The sequence below is a fragment of the Actinoplanes sp. SE50/110 genome, assembly GCF_900119315.1.
Classification (GTDB): Bacteria; Actinomycetota; Actinomycetes; order Mycobacteriales; family Micromonosporaceae; genus Actinoplanes.
Window position 1 is genome coordinate 231,296 of the sequence record NZ_LT827010.1, and the last position, 23,050, is coordinate 254,345.

Sequence of the window (23,050 nt, forward strand, 5' to 3'; positions counted from 1 at the left end):
GAAAGACTGCTGGCGCACCTACGGTGGTAACAGATCAAGCTGGTGATTCGAATCTAACTGCGATACTGATGATCTTGTTAGCGTTGCCTTCGGTGCGCTGACGCGAAAAAACATCTATGGTCATCAATGTAACGATCGTTTAGATTGACCACCATGAAACGAGGTCTTGGTTTCCGGCTGGTGTCGCTGCTCGCCACCGCGTGCTGCACCCTGGCCCTGCCCGTCGCTGCCCAAGCTGCCGCCACCCACGGCTCCGGTGCGCACTCGTCCGTTGCGGTGCGGGCCCTGCCCCCGTACGCCGCCTGGATTTCCGATGTGACCGCCGTGACCGATACGGCGCAGCAGTACTTGACGACCCGCCTACCCGATCCTTCGATCAAGGCGGCGATCGTTCTCGACATCGACAACACCGCGCTCGAGACCACGTATCACCCGGGCCTGACCTCGCCGGCAACCGCACCGGTGCTCGCCCTCGCCCGTCAGGCCCAGGCCGCCGGCGCCGCGGTCTTCTTCGTCACCGCCCGCCCCGAGCTCCTCGAATGGCAGACCGCACTCAACCTGCGGTCCGCCGGATACCCGATCACCGACATCTACCTGCGGCCCACCTTCGACTTCGACCCGGACGCGACACTCAAAAGCGGCGCCCGCATCGCCATCGAAGGCCGCGGCTATCGCATCGTCGCCAACATCGGCAACAGCGGCAGCGACCTGCAAGGCGGCCACGCCGAGCGCACGTTCAAACTCCCCGACTACAACGGCCAGCTGCCCTGACCGCCGGGGCGCACCGACCCGCCGCCCCGGCCGGGTGATCCCCGCCGACTCCCCGGCGGCGATACCGCGCCGTCGCCAACCGGCGGCATCGCGGGCTCGAATCACACTGAAGTCATACCTTAGGAGTAAAAGCCGCAATTCGGCCAAGATCCCATTTACCCTTGCATGATGCAGCTCTCCGACCTGCCTGGAACCTGTTTGAACTGCGCGTGCAGCCTCACGCGTATCTCCGGCCAGTCGTGATCGCGACAACGAGCGAGCGGAGTTCACCATGTCGCAGCCCGGAACACCCGCCAACCGAGCCGCCGCGGACCCACTGACAGCGAACCTGCTAGATCACCAGACCGAAGACCGGCTGCGCGATCTCGTCGCCAAAGTCCCGGCCGTCACCGTCGGCTTCTGGGTCGTCAAGGTGCTCGCCACCACTCTCGGCGAGACAGGCGGCGACTCGCTGTCCATGTCCATGGGCCTGGGCTACCTGGTCAGCACCATGATCTTCGCGGTGGTATTCGTGGCCGCCGTCATCCTGCAAGTCCGGGCGACACGGTTCAACCAATGGGTGTACTGGTTCACCATCGTCGCGACCACGACCCTCGGCACCACCATCGCCGACTACGTCGACCGGTCCCTGGGACTCGGCTACCCCGGCGGCACCACCATCCTGGTCATCTCTTTGGCGTGCTCCTTCGCCCTCTGGTACAAAGCCACCGGCACCATCGCCGTGACCAGCATCCAGACCCCGCGCACCGAAGCGTTCTACTGGCTGACCATCCTGTTCTCACAAACCCTCGGCACCGCCCTGGGCGACTGGACCGCCGACACGATCGGCCTCGAATACACCGGCGGCGCCCTGCTGTTCACCGCTCTGCTGGCCATCCTCGCCGCCGCCTACCGGTGGACCCGGCTGTCGCGCACCCTGCTGTTCTGGGCCGCCTTCGTCCTCACCCGCCCGCTCGGCGCCGTCGTCGGTGACTTTCTCGACAAACCCATCGCCAAAGGCGGCCTCAACCTCGACCGCTACGCCGCCTCCGCCGCACTACTCGTCGCGATCGTGGCGATCCTGCTCGCCCGACGCCAACACCCAGCCACACGCCCACACTGAAGTAAATCCAACAGTCGCGCGGCATGGGCCTACTCCACCAGCCGGCCGACGAGTTCGGCCTCCACACCCTCCGGCGTCACCACCAGCTCCTTCTTCTTTGCCACCGTCGAAGTATCCGCGGAAGCCTCGATTTCCACATGGCCGGTGGCGTCGGTCAGCACCTTCTTCGACCGGCTGCCGTTACGCACGTTGCCCGATCCGGCGCCGGCAGCATCGTGTTTGGCATACCCGAGGTGCCCAGTCATCTCCTCGTTGAGCGCGGTCTCCAGCACCGCCTTCGTCAGCTGCTTGAGCAGCCCGTCCGGACCGGTCAGCGACAAGCCCTGTTCCTTGGCCAGCCGCACCAGCTCCGCCGCCGCAGCGGCCTCCGCCGACGGCTCCGACTTCTTCTTCCGAGGGGTCACATCGTCCAGTGTCGTTGTCATCACGGCACCTTCCTCGCCGGGCTACGCCCGGCGGGTCAGACCGGAAACACCGAAAGATCCACAGTCCCCCACAGTCCCATTTTTTGTAACCGCTGTGCGTCTGCATTCCCGGAGAGCAGCATAGAAAGTCCTCGGCGTGGCCGTGCTGGTCCTGCTGGGCGTCGGCGTCCGCCCGCGCCTGGCCGAGTGTCGCTGACTCATCGGTTGCCGGTCAGCCTGCACCCCGCTCCGTTGACGGCGGGGCGGGGCGCAGCGGGTTGTGGGGGTCAGCTGTTGGTGGTGATGACGCCGTCGAATTCGAAGACGGGGTTGCGGACGTCGCGGCCCTGCTTGTCGGTGATGGTGGCCAGGCCAACGATTTTGGAGGGGCCGCCGGCGACGTAGGTGGCGTCGGTGTGGACGGTGACCTCAAATTTGCCGTCCTGGTGCTGGCCGTGGTTGTCGATCCAGCTCATCATGCAGACCCAGTTCGGGCCGGCGCCGGTGTCGGCGATCTTCGGGCCGCCCTTGTCGCAGTTGGTGCTCGCGCCGATGCTCTGCGAGGTGATCCCGGGAATGCCGAGGATGCCGGCTTGCTGGATGTACAGGTTGGTGAAGGTCGGTACCAGCGCCTTCTCCAGACCGGCCTTGGTGATCTCGGGCTGACCGGCGGCGATGGTGGCGGCGATGCCGGCGCCGACGGCGAGCACCAGGGCGGTGCGGGTGACGATCGGGCGCATGGTCAGCCTCCGGTGATGTCGCGGCGGCGCAGCGACAGGTAGGCGCTGGCCAGGCAGATGAGGGTCCAGGCGGCGCTGACGGCCAGCCCGGTGAGCAGTGGGCCGGTGAACGGGTGTTCGGCGAACAGGCCGTGCCACGCGTCGAACGGGGTGGTGAGCAGCAGTTTGCGGGTCAGGTCGAGCCCGGTGACGCTGCCCAGCAGTTGCATGGCGAAGCCGGCCACGACGGGGGCGGCGATGCCGAAGGCCGGGTTCTTCGTACGTACGGACAGCAGGAGCGCCAGCGCGGTGAATCCGATGACGGGCGGGATGGCGGTGGCCCAGGCGGCGATGACCAGTCGCAGTGCGTGGCCGGAGGCGATGGTCTGCCCGGAGAGCCCGGTGAGCGGCTGGTGGCCGACGATCAGCAGGCTGGAGATGATGGTGCTGGCGGCGAAAGCGGTCAGCAGGACCAGGTTGTAGGTGAGCGCGGTCAGTGTTTTGGCCCAGAAGATGTGGGTGCGGCTGACCGAGCGGGTGAGGATGGTCTTCCAGGTGCCGTGCTGGTCCTCGTTGGCGAAGATGTCGCCGGCGACGATCGCGGCCAGTAGCGGGAGTACCCATTGGGCGGCCCAGGCGAGCATGAGCAGCGGCATGGCGTAGCCGCTGAGGTGGATGAGTTTGCCGTAGATGGTGTCCGAGGGTGGTTGTTCCTGGCCGTTGAGGACGGCGACGACCGGGATCGGGATGATCAGGGCGCCGGCGAGCAGGGCTTTGCTGCGGATCTGCGCGGCGAGTTTGACGATTTCCCAGCGGAGGGCGGCACCGAGGCCGGGCTGGCCGCTGTTGGTGGGGGTGGCGGCCGCGCTGGCGGGCCGAAGGGTGGTGGCGGTCATCGGCGGGCTCCGGTGGTGGCCAGCTCAGGGGCGGGCGTGTCGGTGTCGGGTTCGGTGAGCATGAAGAACAGCGCTTCGAGGGGGGTTTCGCGGCGGGCGAGTTCGCGCAGCGCGATGCCGTCGGTGATGATCTCGGCGACCAGGGCGTCGATCTCGGGTTGCGGTCCGCGGACGGCCAGGCCGTCGGCGTTGCGGCTGACGTCGAGGCCGCGGGCGGTGGCCAGCTGTGCGGCGCGGTCGTCGTCGGTGGTCTGCATCGTGTGGGCCTGTTCGGGAGCGCGCTGGCGCAGGGCGGCGATCGAGCCGTGGTAGACGACGGTGCCGGTGCGCATGATGGTGACGTCGTCGCAGATCTCTTCGACCTCGCCCATGTCGTGGCTGGACAGCAGCACGGTCAGGCCGCTGGCGGCGAGGCGTTTGACCAGGGCGCGCATGTCGCGGATGCCGGCCGGGTCGAGGCCGTTGGCCGGTTCGTCGAGGACCAGCAGTTTCGGCTCCCGCAGCAAGGAGGCGGCGACGCCGAGGCGTTGGCGCATGCCGAAGGAGTAGCCGGCGACCTTGTCACGTTGCCGGTCGCGCAGGTCGACGGTTTCCAGGACCTCGTCGATCTTCATGCGGCTGGTGCCGCCGTCGAGGCCGGCGAGCAGTTGCAGGTTTTTACGGCCGGACAGGCCGGGGTAGAACTTGGGGCTCTCGATGAATCCGGCGACGCCGTCGAGGGCGCGGACGCCGTCGGCCGTCCAGGTGCGGCCCAGGACGCGCAGGGTGCCCGAGTCGGGGCGGATGAGGCCGAACAGCATGCGCAGGAAGGTGGTCTTGCCGGCCCCGTTAGGGCCGAGGACCCCGTACACCTCACCTTGGCTGACCTGAAGGTTGAGCCGGTCGACCGCGGTGAGCGCGCCGTAGGTTTTCGTGAGGTCGACCGCGTCGACCGCCAGCACGTCGCTCATGACCAGCGACGGTATAGATCGCGCATGAAAGCCACATGAAGCCGTCACCCGGCCGGGCGGGTTGTCTGGTCGTCGTGGTGGGGTGGATGCGAATAATGGTGCCGAGCAGGAGAAAGTGAGGTTAGCGCGCCTGATGATCGGTGCCGCCGTCGTGATGCTGGCGGCGCAGCCGCCACCACAGCAGTGCCAGGGCGGCGACCACGAGCCCGGCCAGGACGTACGGCTCATAGCGGTGCGCGACGGCGGTGATCGCCTCCCAGTGGTCACCGGCCAGGTAGCCGAGGGTTGACCACAGGCTGACCCACAGCGCCGCGCCGATCGCGTTGAACAGCACGAATCGGGGCCAGGGCATGCCGGTGGCGCCGGCGACGATGCCGCGGCGGCGAACGCCACCACTGCCACCACGACGATGTTGAGTCTTCCGTGCCCGGCCGCCCCGGCCCCGGCGATGATCGCGGTCTGGCCCGGGGCGGGCACGCCGAAACCCTCGACGAACACGGTCACCGCCAGCCCGGGGTAGCCGTAGCGGGTCGCCAGCGTGGACAGCGACAGCCCGAGGGTGATCATGATCAGGAGGCCGAGCCGATAGGCACGTGCGGCTGGCGACGTTCGATCAGCGGGCGTAGCGGGGTGCTGCGGGCCCAGGTCAGCAGCCGGCGCAGCAGGGGCGCCGCGAGCCAGTAGCCGGCGACGGCGACCACTGCGCCCACGATCAGCCCGGCCAGCACGTCACGCGGGTAGTGCGCGCCGACGTACACGCGGGCGAAGCACATCACCAGTGCCGCCGCCCCGGCGAGCAGCCCCAGACGGCGTTCGACCAGCCACAACCCGGCCACCGCGGCCCCGGCCATGGTGGCGTGATCCGACGGAAACGACGGGTCGGTGCTGCGGGTCACCAGAACCAGCACCCCGGTCAGATGGGTGTACGGGCGCGGCTCGGCGAACGCGGCGACGATCGGCTGGTTCACCGCCACCGCGAGCAGCACGCCCAGCGGCGCCCAGAGCGCCGCCGGCATGCCCCGGCCGCGCTGCCGGGCCCGCCACCAGCCCGCCAGCAGCAGCAATGCGAACAATCCCACCCCGTACACCGCGTAGCCGGCCAGCACCGGATGCAGCCACGGCGTCGCCCGGGCGAACCGGTTCACCGCGAGAAACCACGACACGTCCACGCGCACTCCCTGCTACCAGCCCGGGCGCAGGACGAGCGCTCACCGGGTCGTGGTATCACCGTAGGAACGCCACCATGAAAGGCAGATGAACCCCCGCAGCGGGCATGGTCCACTGATCCGGCAACAACGTGCACAGGCGAGGGGAGCGTGGCGGTGCGGGTGTTGGTGGTCGAGGACGAGCCGCGCCTGGCCAGCCTGCTGGCCCGTGGCCTTCGCGAGGCCGGCCACGACGCGGACGTACGTCACACCGGCGGTGACGGGCTGCTCGCCGCGACCGGCGGCGACTACGACGCGGTGGTGCTCGACCTGATGCTGCCGGGCCTCGACGGGCTGGCGGTCTGCCGCAAGCTGCGCGAGCGTGGGATCCGGGTGCCGGTGCTCATGCTCACCGCCCGCGGCGAGGTCCCCGACCGCATCGCCGGACTGGACGCCGGCGCCGACGACTACCTGAGCAAGCCGTTCTCCTTCGACGAACTGCTGGCCCGGCTCCGCGCCCTGCACCGCCGCGCGGCCGACCCGGCCATCGCCGAGCTGGCGGCCGGGGACCTGCGGCTGGACGCCGCCGCCCGCACGGTATACCGCAGCAGCACCGCCATCGAGCTGTCCGCCCGGGAGTTCGACATCCTCGCTCTGCTGATGAGCCGGGCCGGGCAGTGCGTCACCCGGTATCAGATCCTCGACGAGGTCTGGGACGGCGAGACTGACCTGCGCTCCAACGTCATCGACGTCTACATCGCCAGCCTGCGCGGCAAGGTCGACAAACCGTTCGCCCGGCAGGCGATCAGCACCGTGCGCGGCGCCGGCTACCGCCTCGAACGTGACGGCGGCTGACCATGGCCGAACCGCAACGCCCGTACCGGTGGCGGCGCCTGCCGCTGCGGGTCCGGCTGGTCGCCGGGTTCGCCATCGCCATGCTGATCGTGCTCACGGGCGCGGGCGGGTTCGTCTATCTGCGCGTGCGCTATGCCCTCGACCTGCGCCTCAACGAGGATCTCATCGCCCAGGCCGGCCAACTGACCAGCTCGGTGAATTCCGGCGGCCCGCCCGCCGTCACCACCGGCACCGAATACCAGCTGCTGGACGCCGCGAACCAGGTGGTGGCCGCGAGCACCGGCCTCAACGGCACTTCGCTGCTGAGCAGCGGCCAACTCGCCACCGCCCGCACGACCGCCGTCCGCACCGACCGCGGCCCGCTGTTTCCCATCCACGCCGACACCCTGCGCCTGTACGCCATCCCCGTGCACCCCGTCAGCGGGTCGGCGACGGTCGCCGTCGTCGCCCTGCGCCGCGACCAGCGCGATGAAGCCCTGCGCGAACTGATCGGCCAGCTCGCCCTGGCCAACCTCGCGGCCCTCGCTATCGCTTCGATGGTCAGCTACCGGCTCACCCGCGCCGCGCTCGCCCCCGTCGAGCGTTACCGCACCGAGGCCACCCGCATCGCCGGCGGCGCCACCGGCCTGCGGCTGGCCGTCCCGCAACGCACCGACGACGAGATCACCCGCCTGGGAAACACCCTCAACCAGATGCTCGCCGCCCTCGAAACAGCGCTGGATCGCGAACGGCAGTTCGTACACGACGCCAGCCACGAACTACGCACGCCATTGACGCTGATCAGCACCGAGATCGAGCTGGCCCTGCGCCGCCCGCGCAGCACCGCCGAACTCGAGGAGACCCTGCGCAACGTCGCCGGTGACGCCGACCGGCTCCGCGAGCTCGCCGACACACTGCTCACCGTCGGCGTCCAGCCGCCACCCGCGCCGGGCGACACCGTCGACCTCGGCGCACTCGCTGTTGACGCTGCGGCCCGCTACCCGAACACCCACGCCGAGCAGCACGCGCCGGCCGTGGCGTTCGGCGACGCCACCCGGCTCCAGCAGGTGGTCACCAACCTGCTCGACAACGCCACCCGCCACGGCACACCACCGATCACCATCACCACCGGCCGCCACAGCGACGCCGCCTACCTGCGCGTGCACGACCACGGACCGGGTATGGACCCCGGCTTCCTCGCCCACGCCACGGCCCGCTTCACCCGCGCCGACACCGCCCGCAGCACCCCGGGCACCGGCCTGGGCCTGGCCGTCGTCGAAGCCATCATCACCGCCCAGCACGGCGAGCTGCGACTGTGTGCCAACGGCACCCACCACCGCGTCGGCACCCACTTCCCGACCGGCTGCGACCACCCCGACAACGGCACCACCATCACGGTCCTGTTACCCGCCGCGACCGCATCTGAGCCGGCCCGATGATTATTTAGCGCGGCACAGCACCGGCGGACTGCTCCAGTGTCAGGCCAGGCCGGCGCGCTGGGCGATCATCTGCTGAAAGTGCGGGCAGGTGGCGACGTCCCGGTGGCTGCAGGTGAGGGCGCAGTCCAAGAGGGCGAGCGCGGCTTGCTGGCGGGCGATGCGCTCGGCCAGAGCGTCGCGCTGGTGCTGCAATGCCTGCTGCCGGGTGCCCGGATCGTCGCAGGTGATCATGTGGTGGATGGCGTCGAGACTCAGGCCGGCGTCCTTGGCGCGCAGGATGACCGCGATGCGGATGAGGTCGGCCCGGTGGTAGCGGCGGTGACCGTCGCGGGTGCGTTCGGGGCTCAGCAGCCCCATCGACTCCCAGTGCCGCAGCACGTGCGCGGCGACACCGAAGCGCTGCCCGGCCTGCCCGATGCCCAGGACCGGATCATCAGAGGTTGACTTGAGGTCGACCTGAGACTCCACCCTCGCAGGATGACACATACCACGCAACACGCCACGACCCGTGATGACCCGGCCGCGATGGTGGCCCTGCTCGACGCTGCCGAGCAACAACCGGACGCGGTCACCTTGCGGCAGCACTCCTACGACCTGCTGCACCTGGAAACAGGTGACACGGTGATCGACGTCGGGGCCGGCACCGGCCCGGGCCGTGGCCGAGCTGGCTGGCCGGGGTGTCACCGCGATCGGCGTCGACGTGTCCGAGGCCATGGTGGCTCTTGGCCGGAGCCGGTATCCGGGGGCCGATCTGCGGGTCGGGGCCGCGGAGCAGCTACCCCTGGGCGACGGTAAGGCCGCCGGGTACCGGGCCGACAAGGTGTTCCATGAACTGAGCGACCCGGCGGCGGCCGTGGCCGAGGCGCGGCGGGTGCTGCGGCCGGGTGGCCGCATCGTGCTGCTTGGCCAGGACTGGGACACGATCGTGATCGACGCTGATGACGGCTCGCTGACCCGGCGCATCGTGCAGGCCCGCGCCGATGCCGTTCGCTGGCCGCGGGTGGCTCGCGCCTATCGGACGCTGCTGCTCGACGCAGGCTTCGAGCAGGTGTCTTTGCAGGTGCGCACGGGCGTGTTCACCGGCGGGCTCATGCTGCCCATGCTCACCGGCTTCGCCCATGCTGCGGTCAAGGCCGCGGCGATCACGCCCGCGCAGGCCGACACCTGGCTGGCGGAGCAACGTAATCGTGCGGCAGTCGATCGGTTTCTGCTCGCCCTGCCCCTTTTCGTCGGCGCAGCGACCAACCCGGACCGCAGGTAAGTGACCGGCCACTATCTACGCCCCCGTTGAACGCTTGGCTTTCGAAATCCGTACCCTCCTCAGGCAAAGCCATGCGATCCGTCGACGCCGCACCGGCAGCAAGGAGAACGGTGGACCATGCCGGTCATCGCGCTGCCGGCGTCGCGTAGGTACGCGGCTGCCGGTGGTGCCATCCGCTCTCCCCGCGCCAGCGTGGCCGTTTGGCGGCGGGGCCGGGTGGCCGCGGTGTGGCGGCTGCTGCGGCTGCTGCTGATCGCCGGCACCGCCCTCGGCGTCGCGACTTTGCACACGCTTGGGCACACCGACGTTGGCCTCGACGAACACCGGATGTTCCCGCTCGGCGGCGGGCAAGCGCTAACCACCACCGTCGCAGTTCTTCCCGGTATCCAGATCGCCGCTGCCGACGATGACGGCGGCTGCGACGGCGACGGCTGTACGCAGAGCGCGCTGGTCGGCACCAGCCGCGAAGCCTGGCACAGCTGGCAGGTTTGCCAGGCGATCCTAAGCCCCGTCGCGGTCGCCGTGGCGGTCACCGCCACCCGGCCCACTCCCATCGCCGGGTCCCGCCGGCCAAGTGCGCACCAACGCACACCTGTCGGCCAGGCCCGAGCCCCGGTCGGGCTCACGCTCGCGAGCACCGCGGTCTTGCGCACATAACAAGCCTGCCGGCTGCCGCCCGCGGCGGCCCACCAACGCAGCGCACCTTGTGCCATCACCCCCGCGAAGCTGTCCCACGTCGAACAACGGGCCGGACCATCATGCCCGGCACATTGCTGATCAAGACCCGCGCTCGACAGAGCCGCGTCCAGTGACACGACGACCTGGCAGCACCCCGAAAGGACCCCCCTTTTGCTTGCCACCCGACATGCCGCGGCACTACGCCGGCGCGGCTGGACCGTCGCCCTGCTCGCCGCGGTCCTCAGTCTCGGCATGACCGCGCCTGCCCGCGCCAACCCCTCGCCGCAACAGATCGAGAAACAGCTCGACCAGCAGTGGAACCAGCTGGAGCCGACCATCGAGCAGTACAACCAGGTTCACACCCAGCTGCAGACCAGCCGCAGCCAGCAGCAGAAACTCACCAAGCAGCTGCAGCCGCTGCAAGCCCGGGTCGATGCCGCCATGTCCGGCGTCGGCCAGCTGGCCAGCCGCGCCTACATGCAGGGCGGCGACATAGCTCTGAGCAGCTTGCTGATCAGCGGGAACCCCGCCGATCTGACCGACAAACTCACCTACCTCGACGTGATGGCCAGCTCCCGGCGCTCGCAAGTCGCTGGCGTCATCACGCTGCGCGACAAATACGCGAGTGACAAGAAGCAACTCGACACCGTCACCGCCAGCCTGGCCGCACGCGACGCCGACCTGGCGGCGAAGAAGAACACCATCCAGAAAAAGATCAACGACCTGCAGCAGTTGCGGGTCAAGGCGTACGGGGCCGGCGGCGGCGCCAGCGGCAACCTGCGCACCGGCGCCTGCCCGGCTACCTACACCAACGATCCAGGCGGCAAGGCCGCTGCCAAGGCGTGCAGCTTGATCGGCAAGCCCTACATCTGGGCCGACGCCGGCCCCGACGGCTACGACTGCTCCGGGCTGACCCTGGCCGCGTGGGCCACCGTCGGCGTCAGCCTTCGCCACTACACCAAATGGCAATGGGAAGACACCAAGCCGGTCAGCCGCGCCGACCTCAAGCCCGGTGACCTGGTCTTCTGGTACAGCGATCTGCACCACATGGGCATGTACGTCGGCAACAACACGGTCGTGCACGCCCCGCACACCGGCGACTTCGTGCGCATGGCCGGCCTCGACGCCGTCGGCCCCGTCGCCGGGTTCCGACGACCCAGCTGAGACCACACCCGAGTAGATCGACGAGCATACTGTGGCCGGCCCGGTCAACTGCGATCGGGCCGGCCACAGCGGGTTCTTCACCACCCGGCCAGTAGCGGATCCCGCGTCACCGCACGTCACCGCTCGGCTGGCAACGAAACATGGCTCGGGCTGCTCGACCAGCGCAGGGACAATCGACGTCCCATCTCCCGTGACCGGCCCTCACCAGGAGGAACGACATCCGTGCGCCGCAAAAGTCACCGTCATGCCCGCATAGGGCTCAGCAGCGCCGCCCTCCTGCTGGCCGTAAGCGGATGCTCCTCCCCACCCGACCCAGTCTGGGGCGACGCTGCTCCTAGCACGGCACCGAGCACCACAGCGTCTGTCAGCCGGGCTACGTCCCCACACCCGACCCCCTCGTCGGTGACCGCAGCCCCGTCCGGCCCATACGTGTTCCCCGTGGCTGGCACCAATTCGTATGCACACAGCCACCACGACTACCCGGCGAGCGACCTGATGACCGCGTGCGGCAACACGTTCGTCGCCGTGACCAACGGCGTTGTCATTTTCACCAACACCGTCGATCGGTGGACCGCCAAAGCCAACCTCGGCCCCACTCGAGGCGGCCTGTCGGTGGCGATCGTCGGCGACGACGGCGTGCGCTACTACGGCTCCCACCTGTCCGCGATCAGCCCAGGGATCAGCCCCGGGACGCGAGTCAAAGCCGGGCAGACACTCGGCAAGACCGGCAAGACGGGAGACACGACCGCTTGCCACGTGCACTTCGGTATCTCCCCGCCCTGCGCACGCGGCGCCGACTGGTACACCCAGCGCGGCGCGATCTGGCCCTGGCCATACCTCGACTCGTGGCGCACCGGCGGCCAACGGTCAGCGGCCGCCGAGATCAGCACCTGGCAGGCCAAGAACGGCTGCCCGAGCGAGGCTAAGGTCGACCCGTGACGGCGGTCGATCAACTTAGGTTGAGGTAGCTGCTGGTTGGCAACCCTCGCGACCTGACCGACAAATGGGCCGGTCTCGACGTGGTGGTCAGCTCGCGGCGGGCGTAGATCAGCTACGTGATCGCGCTGCGCGACAAGTACGCCGCGAACAAGAAGGAAATCGATACGCCACCGCTGCCGTCCGGCCCGTGACAACCAAGCTCGGAGGGGGAACAGACGGGTGGCCCCGTGCTCAGGTCACCGTAGATGACGAGGACGTGCCCGACGGTGGACCGGCCGGGCGCGGCGCACGAGTAACCACGCCCGGCTGATGGCTCTGCGTCTTACAGCAGTGCCTGGATGTCTGAACTCAGGCGGTGCATGTCGGACAGCTGCGCGAACCGGCCGGGCCGGTTGTACACGTGGTGCTGCCAGCGATGCGGTGCAGTGTCGAAGCATCCGGGCGAAGGGCTGGTGCTGTGCACGGCTAGCGCTGCCGTGACGGCGCCCGGTGCCTGCGCGGCGGTGCCGCTAAGGAGCGGCTGGTATGCCGCGAGCAGTGCAGGATTGTCGCTGGGCTGCACCAACGGCTGGAACTCGGCGGGTATGTCCTGCAGGCGCATGGTGGCCAGGTATTGCTCACGGTCGACGGGTGTTGGCGAGGCTTGGTCGCCGGCGTCGACGGTGACGACCGCATGGGTGGCATACCGGGTGGCGAACAAGGTCGCCAGGCCGGTAGACGAGGCATGCCCGACGATGATCGGGGCGCGTCGGATGCCGACGCTGTAGATCAAGTCGGCGAGATCGTCGACCAGGTCGCTGGGCGCGTAGTGCGCCCGGGTGTCGCTGCTGTTGCCGTGACCGGGCAGGTCGATGGCGATCACCGCCGCGTATGGGCGCAACTCGGCGGCCAGCGGCCACCACATGGTCCGGTCGAACAGCACCGCGGGCAGCAGTACCACCGGCCGTCCGTTGCAGCCCCACATGTCGTAGTTCCACCGGCCCTGCAGGCCCCGCCAGAGGTGGCTGGTCCGGACCGGTGGCAGCGTTTGTTCCCTCACGGCTGCACCACCGAACCGCGGTGCCGGGCGGCTGTTAGGCCGGTGGCGGAGCTGTCGCTGCGCGGGGTGTTGTGCGGGTGGGCTGCGGTAGTGGGATCAGTGCGGCCGTGCGACAGGCGTACATACCGGTTTCGCCGGTAGCTGCCTGCCGCGGTGGGGATGAGGCCGCAGGCGGGCATGGTGGCAGAGGAAGTCATGGTGGGTCGGCTTTCAGCGCGAGGAGTATCAGGACTGCACCACGTACGCGCGGTGCGGCGGCGTCGGCTGCAAGCGGCAGCCGTGCCGCGATGACCGAGTGAGCTGCCACCAACGGGGGAAGGTGGCTTGGCCGGTGTCCTAAATGCGGCTGACGCCGATATGGGTCAGTGTCACCGTGCTGTAGTGGCGGGGCCGTGGTGTTGCCGGGCGGGTCTGGCTGGCACCGATGCGTGCCACCGCGACGGGCAGGTGTATTACCGGTGCCGCGACCGTGATTGTGGCTGGTCGTGTCTGGTCATCGCAGCCGTCAGCGCTGGCGTCTACTCCATGATCATGACCAGGGTGGGTGTGACCGCCTGTCGACGCCTTGTCAGCGACGGTGGTGACTGCCGCGCGCGTCGCGGCGTGCGGCTGGGTACCGGTGCTTGCGCTGCGGTGTGGCGTATGGGTCGCGACGGTGTCAGCGCAATGCGCGCCTTGCAAGAGCCCGAGACCGCAGAGAGTCAGCACCACCAGCAGCCAGCGCAGCGGTACCGCTGCAAGACTCGTCGGCCGGAGGTGCGTCACCGGGCCAGGTTACGACATCGCGGGGGGCACCGGTACCGGCATCGGTGACGCCGAGGCACCCAAGCCGATCCGGGCGCGTAAGCCTGATGAGCGGTGCGTCGGTCGAGTCAGCGGCAGGCGGGATGCCTGCCGCTGACTCGCTCCGTCGCAGCTCAGCGTGAACCATTTCGCGCGGGCATCGGCGGTGCGGCCGAATCGAGGTCAGGTTCCGGAGCGTGTAACCGCCCGGTCCGGGACAAGGCCCATACCGCTGCCGCGCACGCTGCGCCGAGGCCGGTGAGCGCCAGCCAGGGCAGGGCAGGAAAGCCGTGGCGGCGGCCGGTGTCCAGGGCGGCGCCGGTGAGCAGGTTCCCGGCGGCGATGCCGAGTCCGGCGATGGTGTTGTACAGGCCGTAGTAGGTGCCGACCAGGCGTTGCCCGGCCAGGGCGACGATGGTGGCCATCTCGAACGGGTACACGATCATCGTGGCGATCGTCAGCAGCACCGTGCTCAGCAGCACCGGTGCCAGCGCCACCGCGACCCCTATCACCCCAGCGCGGCCTGGCCCGGCTCCGGCGGACAGCGTGAGGGGCACGAATGCCGCCGCCATGACCAGCAGCCCCCGCACGATCGCTTGCTGCGGGCTCCAGCGTGCTTTCGCCCAGGCGGTCACCTTGACCTGCCCGGCCACGGTGAGCAGCCCGGACACGGCGAACAGCACGGCCACCCCGGTCTCGTGGCCGGTGATGCGCCGGACCTCAAGGGGCAGGCCGAGGTAGACCTGGAAGTTCAGCACGTAGGAGCCGATCATCGCGCCGCAGAACAGCAGGAACGGGCCGTTGCCGAACACCTGCCGCCAGTCGGCCAGCATGCTTTGCCGGCTGTGATCGGGTACCGCCCGGCGGGCCGGTAGCGCGCGGGTTTGGGCGATCAGCAGCAGCAGGAACAGGCCGGCGGCGACCAGGCACACCCACCGGAAGTCGAGGGTGAGCAGGGCGAGGCCGATCAGCGGTCCGGCGAGGATGCCGGCCTGGTAGAACACGTTGAACACGGCGAACGCGTCGGTTTTGCGGTCGCCCGATTCGGCGGCCAGGTAGGCGCGCACCGCCGGGTTGAACAGGGCCCCGGCCAGGCCGGTCAGCAGCGACGCGACGATCAGCCCGGGCAGGGTGTCGACGAAGCCGAGCAGCGCGAACCCGACGACGCGCAAGCCGAGTCCGGCCAGGATGAGCGGCTTGTAGCCGAGCCGGTCGGCGAGGCTGCCGCCGAGCAGGAACATGCCCTGCTGGCTGAGGTTACGCACGCCCAGCACCAGGCCGACCGCCCAGCCGGCCAGCGCCAGGTTGCCGGAGAGGTAGCCGGCCAGGTAGGGCATGAGCATGTAGAAGCCGATGTTGATGGTCAGCTGGTTGACCAGCAGTAGCTGCACCGGCCGGGAGAACGAGCGGGTCGCGGTGATGGTTGCCTTCATGCCGCATCCTGCCCGGCCGGGTCGATGATGCGGGTGCAGCGGGTCCACCGGGTGACCTCACGCTCGGCGGGATGCCGGATGTGGTCGGGATCGGCGGCCGGTGCCGGACCGAGCAGGTGGTGCTGGCGGCAGTAGTCGTCGCTGTAGACGGTCTCGGCGTAACGGTGCGGGCCGTCCGGGAAGACCGCCGCGATGCGGACGTCGTCCGGCATCGTGCGGGCCAGCCAGGAGGCGACCAGGGCGACCGCTCCGACGCTCCAGCCGCCGCTGACGTACCGGTCGGCAGCCAGTGTCCGGCACGCCCACACCGCCTCGGCCGGTGCGACCCAGTGGACCTCGTCGAAGGCGGGGTAGTCGACGTTGCGCGGGTGGATGCTGCTGCCCAGCCCGCGCATCAGCCGGGGTCGGGCGGGCTGCCCGAAGATTGTCGACCCGGTGGCGTCCACGCCGGCCAGGCGCAGGTGCGGGAAGAACTCGCGCAGCACCCGGGCGGTGCCGGCGCTGTGGCCGCCGGTGCCGACGCTGCACACCAGCACGTCGATACGGCCCAGCTGCGCCACCAGCTCCAGGGCCAAATGCTGGTAGGCCTCGACGTTGTCCGGGTTGTGATACTGGTCTGGGCAGTAGCTACCGGGCCGATCGGCCAGTAGCTGGGTAACGCGATCGCGGCGGGCCTGTTGCCAGCCGCCATCGGGGTGCGGCGCGGTCACGATGTCGACCTGGGCGCCGTAGGCAGTGAGCAGGTTACGCACTGAGGGTTCCATGCCGGGGTCGGTGACCAGGGTGACCGGGTGGTGGTAGATCTGCCCGGCCAGGGCCAGTCCGAGGCCGAGGGTGCCGGAGGTCGATTCGACGATCGGGGCACCCGGGGCGAGGTCGCCGCGTTCCCGAGCCCGCTGGATCAGGTGAAGCCCAGGCCGGTCCTTGATCCCTCCCGGATTGTTCCCTTCGAGTTTGGCCCAGAAGCCGTGACCAGACGGCGTGGCGATGTCCGGAATCCACATCACCGGGGTATTGCCGACGAGTTGAGCAAGTTGATGGCAGGTGGAGTGAGAGATGAGCTGGCTGGGCGTGGGCAGCCCGGTGGGCCGGGTGATGGTCTGGTTGGTCATGACGGGTGTCGCTTCCTGCGCATGGGTCGCCGCCCGGCACCCGATGTCGAGGGGTGTCGGTCAGCGCGGGACGAAGTCATGGCAGGCGCCGGCGTCACGGCCCACGGCTCGAGAGGCCCTGGCTATGCCGGGCGCAGCTTCAGGAGAGCTCGCGCGGGCGGGACGTCGGCGCGGGCACGGTCACGTCCGGCAGACGCAAATTCTGGACAACACCGAGGCAGCACCCGCCGGTGGCGCGCAGGCCGGCGCACCGGCAGACAGGCGCAGGCCCGGAGGCGGGGTCAGCAGATCTGGCGACAACTGCGGATTCAGTCCGTCGAGGTCCGGCAGCTTCGAGGCCATCTCGCACCGGTGTGCGGGATGCTCGGCAAGGCTGCAGGACGGGTGAGAGCTGTCCAGCAGTGCTATCGCGGTAGCAGCATCCTGTTGCATGCTCGCGGCGCCCGAGGTCAGCTGGCTGTGCTCGGCGTCCAAGCCACAGTGATCGACTGAGGTGGCGCACAGCAGCATCAACGCCACCGTCACCACCCGCAGGACCAGCTGGAGCATCACGAACTTTCCGGGAGATCACACCGAACAGAGGTCGGCCTAATCGTAGCGAAAGCCACGAGACGCTTTTACCGGATTTATCTCCTCTTTCGGGTCAACTTGGAAGACTGGCGGTGAAGACTACTGCCACGTCACCTCGATGTAGCCCGCAGCGACACCGGACGTTGGTCTGCGGATACGTCGGCCGCCGAAGCCAGCAGCAACAGTGGTCGCGACGGTGCCGGGGCGGTCAGAGCACGGTGGCCGGGCACTCGCCCGGCCACCGCGGCCTCAGCGAACATCGCCGGACCGGCATCACACACAAGGCCTACAGGCTGGCGCGGATCTGCTTCATCTCGGTGATCTGCGCCTGTTGATCGTCGATAATCTTCTGGGCGAGGGCCTTGGCATCCGTGTTGAGGCCGTGGGCGAGTTCCTGCTGGGCCATCGTGACGGCAGCCTGGTGGTGTTTGACCATCACCGCGAGGAACTGTTTGTCCCACGGGGTGCCCTTGGCGTTCATCAGGGCGGTCATGTCGAGTTCGTCGATGCCCGCCATCTCCCCGTGGTCCGGGTCATCCATCGCATCAGCGCCAGCGCTGGGCATGGGTTTTCCCCACTGGGCCGGCCACCGGTTCATGGTGGTGATCTCGGGCTGCTGCGCCGCCTGGATCTGGCCGGCGAGCTTTGCTACGCGAGCATCCCCGACGTGACCGGTGGCCATTTTCGCCATGGCGATGGCCGACTGGTGATGGGGGATCATCTGCTGCGCGAACGTCACGTCGGCTTGATTGAACCCCGCAGTTGATGCCGCGCCGGCCGCAGCCGGGCTGGCGGCATGCGTCGGGCCGGGACCGGCCGTCGGGGTGTCACCGCAGCCGGCCACCGCCAGCACGGCGCAGGCGGCAGCGCCGGCCAGTAAGCCACGGCGCCAGCCGATCGAGGGCAGCACGAAGGTACGCATCATGATGTTCGGGGCAAACCTTTCAGATAGGCAGAGGCCAGGGTTGTCACGCCGTCGCTCATGCGGCCAGAAACGCGCCCGGTGCTGCGGTTGCGCACAGCACCGGGCGCTGCTTCCAGCGAGCTATGTGCGTAGCGTCGGATTCCCGGTCCGGGTTCGTCGGCGTGGATGACGATGTCAGGGCTTGCTGAGCAGGCCCTTCATCGTGACGATCTCCGCCTGCTGATCGGTGACGATCTTCTGGGCGAGGGCCTTGGCGTCTGGACTGCTGCCCTGGGCGACCTCCTGCTGCGCCATCGTGATCGCGCCTTCATGGTGACTGATCATCATGGCGAGGAACTGCTTGTCGAACGCGGCGCCCTTGGCCTTGGCCAGCTTGTCCATGTCGGCCTGCGACATGGCGCCGGGCATCGCACCGTGGTCCATGCCCGGCATGGCGGAGGCGCTCATGCCTGGCATGGCGGAAGCGTCCATGCCCGGCATGCCGGAGGCGGCCATAGCCGGCATCGGGTGGCCCCAGGCGGTCAGCCACTGGTTCATGGTGTCGATCTCGGGCTGCTGCGCGGACTTGATTTTGGCGGCGAGGTTTTTGACCTCGGCGCTCGCGGCGCGACCGTCGGCCAGAGCGGCCATCTCCACGGCCTGCTGGTGGTGCGGGATCATCATGCTGGCGAACATGACGTCCGCATCGTTGAACGTCGCCGCTGCCTGCGCGGAAGCGGTCGCGGTCGGTGTCATGCCGCCGTGGTTCATGCCGGAGTCCGACGAGGTGTCATCACCGCCGCAGGCGGACAACATGAGGCTAGCGGTCACGGCGGCACCGGCCAGCAGACTACGGCGCCACGTGGAAGAAGACAGCATGGAGGTACGCAACATTACGGATATGACCTTTCGAACAGAAAACGGATATCTGCGCACGTGATTTCTCGGCCGCGGGTTGCCATAGCCGAGAGAAGAATTTCTATACGCGCAGCACCGCTGTCAAAACGAGGATCAATCCAGCACCCGCGGTAGGGGGCGCTCGTGTTGCTTGTCGCCGCGACCATTCACGGCTTCGCGGTACCGAGCCAGGGTGGGCGGCCGCCACCAAAACCATCACCAGCAGGACGACAACCGCGAGCCCGCCCAGGATGGCCAGGCACACACTCCAGACGGTCATCTGATCGTGATGATGCCCGGTGCAGTGATCGTCCTGGCATTCATCCGTCGCTGCGGAAGGAGCCAACGCTGGTATGGCCACGGTCGACAACATGGTGGTCATTGCCGCTGCACTGGAGTGTTCGGGGCGGACCCCGGAATGCCCCAAAGTGTGCATCATGGCCACGCCGAACACGGTGCACAACAGCAGCACTATCCGGGCGGTACGCCCGATCGTTGCCGCGGCTGCGCTGGTCACGGCGCCCACGATAGCGCGGGCTCATTTCAGGCGCCCTTTAGCGGCTCGGCCGGCCGCAGCACAGCCCCTACGAGGACGCCGTCGCGAGCCCGGGCCCTAGCCTGGCGCCCACGGCAGGGCGCGCCTCATTCAACGCATCGAGTACGAGCCGTGCTGTCGATTCGGCCGCGTGTTTCGCCTGGTCGGGGAGCACGGTGGCGTAGGTGTCGGCGGTGAAGGCGTAGCTGGTGTGCCCGAGCATGTCCTGCACGGTCTTCAGGTCGACGTGCGCGGCCAGGGCGAGGGTGGCCGCGCCGTGGCGTAGGCAGTGCAGCCGGATCGGTGGCAGCTTGGATGCGTCCACGAGGGTGGCGAAGCGGTGCGTCAGCCAGTCCGGCCGGATCGCCCGGCCCTGGCGGGTGAACACGGGCCCGTTCGGCTGCCACCGCTCGCCGGCACACTCTGCCCGCCGGCGGCGCTGCTGACGTTGCGACCGTAGCAGGACCGCAACGGTCATGCGATCAAGGGCCACGGTGCGTTGCCCCGCAGCGGTCTTCGGCGTGTCCCAATAGGGACGGCCGTTAGCGTGGGCGATGGTGTGGCTGACCGTCAGCGTGCCTTCGGCGAGGTCGACGTCGGTCCAGCGCAGCGCGCAGATTTCGCCGCGGCGCAGCCCGCGAAGGGCTGCCAGCCACCACAGCGCGAACAGCGGGTCGTCCCGGACGAAGAGCAGGAACTCGGCCAGCTGCTGCGGCGTCCACACCGCCACCACCGGCTTGTGGCCGTCGTCCTGCCAGGCCGCGACCCGCGAGGCCGACCACGGTTGTGGGCGGTGCCGCCGTGGCCGCGGTAACAGCACCAGCCGGGCCGGGTTGATTGCCAGCAGCTGCTCCCGGATCGCCATGTTCAGCGCCCGGCGCAAGGTGGCCCGGATCTTCTGCAAGGTCGCCGCCGACAGCGGCGCGCCGGTGCGGCTCGGTTGTGCGGTGATCGTGGTGAACATCGCCTCGATATGCGCAGCTCGTAGCCCTGTCAGGGTGTGGTGGCCCAGGTGCGGGATCAGGTACCGGCGCACGTGGATGCTGTAGCCGGCAGCCGTTGACCGGCGTACCTGCCCAGGCAGACTCAGCAGCCAGCGGCGCAACCACTGCTCGACCGTGACCCGCCGCAGTCCGGCACCAGCAGCGGCAGACGCGACCGTCTGATTACGGACGGCCTGCGCCTGGCGAGCGGTGCGGAACCCGCCCCGGCGAAACCGCGTCGGCCGAGACTGCTCATCGGGCAGCTGGACGCTGAAGTACCAGCTGCCATGCTTGGGATCGGCCAGCCTCGGGCATCGACCGTCGAATCGCCGGCCGGTCACCGTGTCCTTGCACCCGCAACGGCGAAAGACGCCCTCAACCTCATTGCAACTCATTACCGCCTCCTATCTCGATCGGTAATGAGTCACCATCTCGCCGAACGAGCCGGGAAGGAATTCGTTTGTTGGAGCCGAGTTCGCCCAGCTGCCACCAGAATGGGACGCGCAGCCAGTGACCGTTGCAGAAGCATCAGGCTGAGGAGCTGTTTTCGTCCTACCGACATGCCAGTCCGGCCCGAAGGTGGGGAGCGAAGCAGCCGCCGGACGTCCTCTGCTAACGAGATCAGGATCCTGGGCAGCCCACATGCGGGCTCCTCCATGTAGGTCGTCCGGTCGCTCCGTGGTCGCTCGGATGTTCCGCAGCCTGACCGGACGCACCCGGACCGAGTCGGATTTTGGCAATCGCAGGCACTCTTGGGGTTGCATTCAGCATTCCGGACGGAGCATTATGTAGCCGGACGGGGCCGGACTGCGCGCGTAGAAAGTCCGTAGTCAGCATTGGAGGCAATCAATGCAAGGGCTGCGGACTTTTAATCCTTAGGTTCCGGGTTCGAGTCCCGGGCGGCCCACTCGTTTGATCTGCGGTTCTTCGGCAGGCAGCTGTCCGTTGTGGTACCTGGACCCTTGCTGGTCGCTTGGACCGTTTTGGCCGGATCTGGCTTTCGTGGCGCGCGGTCGCGGCTTCCTGGCCTGCGGTTTTGGCTATGGCTGACGTGCTGGCTCGTGGCGGTGTGGTGGACGCTCGGGTCGGCTGTGGTGGCGGTCCGGCGCGACGGCGCTTGATCTTGGCGGTCATCTTGGCGCGGGCGTTGCGGGCGGTGGTCAGGATGAGCCGGGCTGTCGCCTCGGCGGCCTTGTGCTGTGCTGCGGGTAGCACGCTGGTGTAGGTGTCGGCGGTGACCACGATGCTGGCGTGCCCGAGCTGGTCCTGAACGGTCTTGAGATCGGCGCCGGCGGTGTGCGCCAGGCTGGCCGCGCCGGTGGCAGGCCGCACAGGCCGGTCCGGAATCCCAGGCGTTTCGTGAAGTAGTTCGGGTGGAATGGCTGGCCGTCGGGGCGGGTGAACACGTAGCCGGAGGTTCGCCAGCTGCGGCCGGTGAGCAGGTAGTGGGCGCGTTGGTGGCGCAGGTGGTCTCGCAGAACGGCTACGGTGCGCCGGTCCAGGGCGATGGTGCGGCGACTGGCCGCCGATTTGGGCGGTCCTTCGATGATCTGGTAGCCGGCCGTGGTGCGCTGGTTGGTGGTGGTGAGCTGCCGGTTGTTGAGATCGAGGTCTTCCCAGCGCAGGCCGGCGGCCTCGCCGCGGCGTAGGCCGCGCAGGGCGATTAGCCACCACAGCGGGTACAGCGGGTCGTCGGCGACGAACTCGAGGAACTCGGTCAGCTGGGCTGGGGTCCAGACCGCGACGCTGGGGCGGGCGCCGTCGGTTCGCCAGTCTTCGACTCGTCCTTCGGTCCAGACGACGGCCTGGGGTCGGCGGCCGGCTGGTATCTCGACTCGGCGGGCCGGATTGTCGGTGATCATCCCTTCCCGGATCGCGGCGTTGTAGGCGGCGCGCAGGGTTGCTCGGATGCGTTGCAGGGTGGCCGGGGAGCGGGGTAGCCCGGTCGTGGTGGTGCCGGCGGCGAGTTCGGCGAACATCGCGGTCAGATGCCGGCTGGTGAGTTCGGTGAGCCGCAGGTAGCCGATTGCCGGGATCAAGAACTGATGGACGTGCCGGGTGTAGATCGCGTGCGTGGTCGGCCGGATCGCGGTTCGGGTGGTCAGCCAGTAGGTCAGCCACCGGGCGATCGTCCAGGTGCGGCCGGCGTACTGTTCGCGGGACTCCGCCTGCACGGCAGTGCGGGCCTGCCGGGCCTCGGTCAGGGTGCGATAGCCGCCGTGACTGATCTGCACCGACTCGCCGAGCATGTCGCGGATGTAGCAGCGGTAGTACCAGGTGCCGTGCCCGCGCTCGCCGATCCGCGGGCAGCGGGCACGTAGCCGCTGCCGGGTGCCGGCATCGCGGCACCCGCATTGCTTGAACAGCCCCGGCGTTTTCATGACAACCTCGCACCATGCGGCCTGGTCACACAGGCTTCACTGTCCGCCTCAGATGTTTTGATCACCGTCAGCCGGGCGGGTACCGCTGGCGGGACTGCGTCAGGAGCGTTG

Annotated in this window: 24 protein-coding genes and 1 pseudogene; 8 read left to right on the forward strand and 17 right to left on the reverse strand. The window is 68.7% G+C overall.

Translation table 11 applies throughout. The features are described from left to right. Positions 1-153: 153 nt before the first annotated feature. Both ACSP50_RS01070 and ACSP50_RS01075 read left to right on the forward strand, forming a co-directional pair. Positions 154-771 carry an HAD family acid phosphatase gene (locus tag ACSP50_RS01070; RefSeq protein WP_014687295.1) on the forward strand — a complete coding sequence of 206 codons (618 nt, stop codon included), beginning with the start codon at positions 154-156 and terminating at the stop codon, positions 769-771. A 271-nt stretch (positions 772-1,042) separates the two neighbouring features. Further along, positions 1,043-1,873: a membrane protein gene (locus ACSP50_RS01075; protein WP_014687296.1), complete on the forward strand. Its 831-nt coding sequence runs from the start codon at positions 1,043-1,045 to the stop codon at positions 1,871-1,873. 74 nt (positions 1,874-1,947) lie between these two features. Here the strand turns inward: ACSP50_RS01075 and ACSP50_RS01080 are convergent. The 6 genes and pseudogenes from ACSP50_RS01080 to ACSP50_RS01105 form a co-directional block, all read right to left on the reverse strand. Further along, positions 1,948-2,298: pseudogene (locus tag ACSP50_RS01080) on the reverse strand (transposase); the annotation flags it as partial. Positions 2,299-2,564: 266 nt separating this feature from the next. After that, complete coding sequence (locus ACSP50_RS01085; RefSeq protein WP_014687298.1) at positions 2,565-3,017, reverse strand: hypothetical protein; 453 nt, start codon at positions 3,015-3,017, stop codon at positions 2,565-2,567. A gap of 2 nt (positions 3,018-3,019) precedes the next feature. Beyond that, positions 3,020-3,892 (reverse strand): ABC transporter permease, encoded by an 873-nt coding sequence (locus ACSP50_RS01090; protein ID WP_014687299.1) that lies wholly within the window; start codon positions 3,890-3,892, stop codon positions 3,020-3,022. Continuing rightward, positions 3,889-4,842, reverse strand: a complete 954-nt coding sequence (locus ACSP50_RS01095; protein WP_014687300.1) for an ABC transporter ATP-binding protein — start codon at positions 4,840-4,842, stop codon at positions 3,889-3,891. The genes ACSP50_RS01090 and ACSP50_RS01095 overlap by 4 nt, the downstream gene beginning before the upstream one ends. Positions 4,843-4,963: 121 nt before the next feature. Further along, positions 4,964-5,194, reverse strand: coding sequence for a DedA family protein (locus tag ACSP50_RS43280; RefSeq protein ID WP_014687301.1), 231 nt, complete (start codon positions 5,192-5,194; stop codon positions 4,964-4,966). 217 nt (positions 5,195-5,411) lie between these two features. Then, on the reverse strand, positions 5,412-6,011 hold the full coding sequence (locus ACSP50_RS01105) for a phosphatase PAP2 family protein (RefSeq protein ID WP_014687302.1): 600 nt from the start codon (positions 6,009-6,011) through the stop codon (positions 5,412-5,414). A gap of 153 nt (positions 6,012-6,164) precedes the next feature. Here ACSP50_RS01105 and ACSP50_RS01110 point away from each other — a divergent pair, with 153 nt between their 5' ends. After that, on the forward strand, positions 6,165-6,842 hold the full coding sequence (locus ACSP50_RS01110; protein ID WP_043513303.1) for a response regulator transcription factor: 678 nt from the start codon (positions 6,165-6,167) through the stop codon (positions 6,840-6,842). A gap of 2 nt (positions 6,843-6,844) precedes the next feature. Then, complete coding sequence (locus tag ACSP50_RS01115) at positions 6,845-8,260, forward strand: HAMP domain-containing sensor histidine kinase (protein ID WP_014687304.1); 1,416 nt, start codon at positions 6,845-6,847, stop codon at positions 8,258-8,260. A gap of 39 nt (positions 8,261-8,299) precedes the next feature. Here ACSP50_RS01115 and ACSP50_RS01120 read toward each other — a convergent pair whose 3' ends face one another. After that, positions 8,300-8,728: a MerR family transcriptional regulator gene (locus ACSP50_RS01120; protein WP_197688114.1), complete on the reverse strand. Its 429-nt coding sequence runs from the start codon at positions 8,726-8,728 to the stop codon at positions 8,300-8,302. 187 nt (positions 8,729-8,915) lie between these two features. On the opposite strand from ACSP50_RS01120, the gene ACSP50_RS01125 reads away from it, so the two are divergent. The 4 genes from ACSP50_RS01125 to ACSP50_RS01140 all read left to right on the forward strand — a co-directional run bounded on the left by ACSP50_RS01125 (position 8,916) and on the right by ACSP50_RS01140 (position 12,302). Next, positions 8,916-9,521 (forward strand): methyltransferase domain-containing protein, encoded by a 606-nt coding sequence (locus tag ACSP50_RS01125; RefSeq protein ID WP_014687306.1) that lies wholly within the window; start codon positions 8,916-8,918, stop codon positions 9,519-9,521. 117 nt (positions 9,522-9,638) lie between these two features. Beyond that, positions 9,639-10,178 (forward strand): hypothetical protein, encoded by a 540-nt coding sequence (locus ACSP50_RS01130; protein ID WP_014687307.1) that lies wholly within the window; start codon positions 9,639-9,641, stop codon positions 10,176-10,178. Positions 10,179-10,370: 192 nt separating this feature from the next. After that, positions 10,371-11,363, forward strand: a complete 993-nt coding sequence (locus ACSP50_RS01135) for a C40 family peptidase (RefSeq protein ID WP_014687308.1) — start codon at positions 10,371-10,373, stop codon at positions 11,361-11,363. A 438-nt stretch (positions 11,364-11,801) separates the two neighbouring features. Next, positions 11,802-12,302 carry a M23 family metallopeptidase gene (locus tag ACSP50_RS01140; RefSeq protein WP_231956834.1) on the forward strand — a complete coding sequence of 167 codons (501 nt, stop codon included), beginning with the start codon at positions 11,802-11,804 and terminating at the stop codon, positions 12,300-12,302. Positions 12,303-12,624: 322 nt separating this feature from the next. On the opposite strand, the gene ACSP50_RS01145 is transcribed toward ACSP50_RS01140, so the two are convergent. The 10 genes from ACSP50_RS01145 to xerC form a co-directional block, all read right to left on the reverse strand. Next, positions 12,625-13,341, reverse strand: coding sequence for an alpha/beta fold hydrolase (locus tag ACSP50_RS01145; protein WP_014687310.1), 717 nt, complete (start codon positions 13,339-13,341; stop codon positions 12,625-12,627). 336 nt (positions 13,342-13,677) lie between these two features. Further along, complete coding sequence (locus ACSP50_RS41455; protein ID WP_155123420.1) at positions 13,678-14,106, reverse strand: hypothetical protein; 429 nt, start codon at positions 14,104-14,106, stop codon at positions 13,678-13,680. Positions 14,107-14,258: 152 nt separating this feature from the next. Continuing rightward, complete coding sequence (locus ACSP50_RS01150) at positions 14,259-15,557, reverse strand: MFS transporter (RefSeq protein ID WP_014687311.1); 1,299 nt, start codon at positions 15,555-15,557, stop codon at positions 14,259-14,261. Next, the gene (locus tag ACSP50_RS01155) at positions 15,554-16,669 is read right to left on the reverse strand and encodes a PLP-dependent cysteine synthase family protein (RefSeq protein ID WP_014687312.1); all 1,116 of its coding nucleotides are present in this window, start codon (positions 16,667-16,669) and stop codon (positions 15,554-15,556) included. Before ACSP50_RS01155 ends, ACSP50_RS01150 begins: the two co-directional genes overlap by 4 nt. 180 nt (positions 16,670-16,849) lie before the next feature. Then, positions 16,850-17,218: a hypothetical protein gene (locus ACSP50_RS01160; RefSeq protein WP_014687313.1), complete on the reverse strand. Its 369-nt coding sequence runs from the start codon at positions 17,216-17,218 to the stop codon at positions 16,850-16,852. Between the two features lie 307 nt (positions 17,219-17,525). Then, on the reverse strand, positions 17,526-18,164 hold the full coding sequence (locus ACSP50_RS01165; RefSeq protein WP_014687314.1) for a DUF305 domain-containing protein: 639 nt from the start codon (positions 18,162-18,164) through the stop codon (positions 17,526-17,528). 174 nt (positions 18,165-18,338) lie between these two features. Then, entirely contained in the window at positions 18,339-19,037 is a 699-nt protein-coding gene (locus ACSP50_RS01170) for a DUF305 domain-containing protein (protein WP_014687315.1), read from the reverse strand. 85 nt (positions 19,038-19,122) lie between these two features. Next, positions 19,123-19,557, reverse strand: a complete 435-nt coding sequence (locus ACSP50_RS41460; RefSeq protein WP_155123421.1) for a DUF6153 family protein — start codon at positions 19,555-19,557, stop codon at positions 19,123-19,125. Between the two features lie 67 nt (positions 19,558-19,624). Next, positions 19,625-20,953, reverse strand: a complete 1,329-nt coding sequence (locus ACSP50_RS01175) for a site-specific integrase (RefSeq protein ID WP_014687316.1) — start codon at positions 20,951-20,953, stop codon at positions 19,625-19,627. Positions 20,954-21,718: 765 nt separating this feature from the next. Continuing rightward, positions 21,719-22,939: a tyrosine recombinase XerC gene (gene xerC / locus ACSP50_RS01180; RefSeq protein ID WP_014687317.1), complete on the reverse strand. Its 1,221-nt coding sequence runs from the start codon at positions 22,937-22,939 to the stop codon at positions 21,719-21,721. Positions 22,940-23,050: the final 111 nt, after the last annotated feature.

Excerpts from the sequence above, each read along its gene's own strand:
- ACSP50_RS01175 (WP_014687316.1), bottom strand. The coding sequence starts at position 20,953 with ATGAGTTGCAATGAGGTTGAGGGCGTCTTTCGCCGTTGCGGGTGCAAG.
- ACSP50_RS01130 (WP_014687307.1), top strand. The coding sequence starts at position 9,639 with ATGCCGGTCATCGCGCTGCCGGCGTCGCGTAGGTACGCGGCTGCCGGT.
- ACSP50_RS01155 (WP_014687312.1), bottom strand. The coding sequence starts at position 16,669 with ATGACCAACCAGACCATCACCCGGCCCACCGGGCTGCCCACGCCCAGC.
- ACSP50_RS01160 (WP_014687313.1), bottom strand. The coding sequence starts at position 17,218 with ATGCTCCAGCTGGTCCTGCGGGTGGTGACGGTGGCGTTGATGCTGCTG.
- ACSP50_RS01085 (WP_014687298.1), bottom strand. The coding sequence starts at position 3,017 with ATGCGCCCGATCGTCACCCGCACCGCCCTGGTGCTCGCCGTCGGCGCC.
- ACSP50_RS43280 (WP_014687301.1), bottom strand. The coding sequence starts at position 5,194 with ATGCCCTGGCCCCGATTCGTGCTGTTCAACGCGATCGGCGCGGCGCTG.
- ACSP50_RS01115 (WP_014687304.1), top strand. The coding sequence starts at position 6,845 with ATGGCCGAACCGCAACGCCCGTACCGGTGGCGGCGCCTGCCGCTGCGG.
- ACSP50_RS01095 (WP_014687300.1), bottom strand. The coding sequence starts at position 4,842 with ATGAGCGACGTGCTGGCGGTCGACGCGGTCGACCTCACGAAAACCTAC.
- ACSP50_RS01165 (WP_014687314.1), bottom strand. The coding sequence starts at position 18,164 with ATGATGCGTACCTTCGTGCTGCCCTCGATCGGCTGGCGCCGTGGCTTA.
- xerC (WP_014687317.1), bottom strand. The coding sequence starts at position 22,939 with ATGAAAACGCCGGGGCTGTTCAAGCAATGCGGGTGCCGCGATGCCGGC.
- ACSP50_RS01150 (WP_014687311.1), bottom strand. The coding sequence starts at position 15,557 with ATGAAGGCAACCATCACCGCGACCCGCTCGTTCTCCCGGCCGGTGCAG.
- ACSP50_RS01090 (WP_014687299.1), bottom strand. The coding sequence starts at position 3,892 with ATGACCGCCACCACCCTTCGGCCCGCCAGCGCGGCCGCCACCCCCACC.
- ACSP50_RS01170 (WP_014687315.1), bottom strand. The coding sequence starts at position 19,037 with ATGTTGCGTACCTCCATGCTGTCTTCTTCCACGTGGCGCCGTAGTCTG.
- ACSP50_RS01075 (WP_014687296.1), top strand. The coding sequence starts at position 1,043 with ATGTCGCAGCCCGGAACACCCGCCAACCGAGCCGCCGCGGACCCACTG.
- ACSP50_RS01070 (WP_014687295.1), top strand. The coding sequence starts at position 154 with ATGAAACGAGGTCTTGGTTTCCGGCTGGTGTCGCTGCTCGCCACCGCG.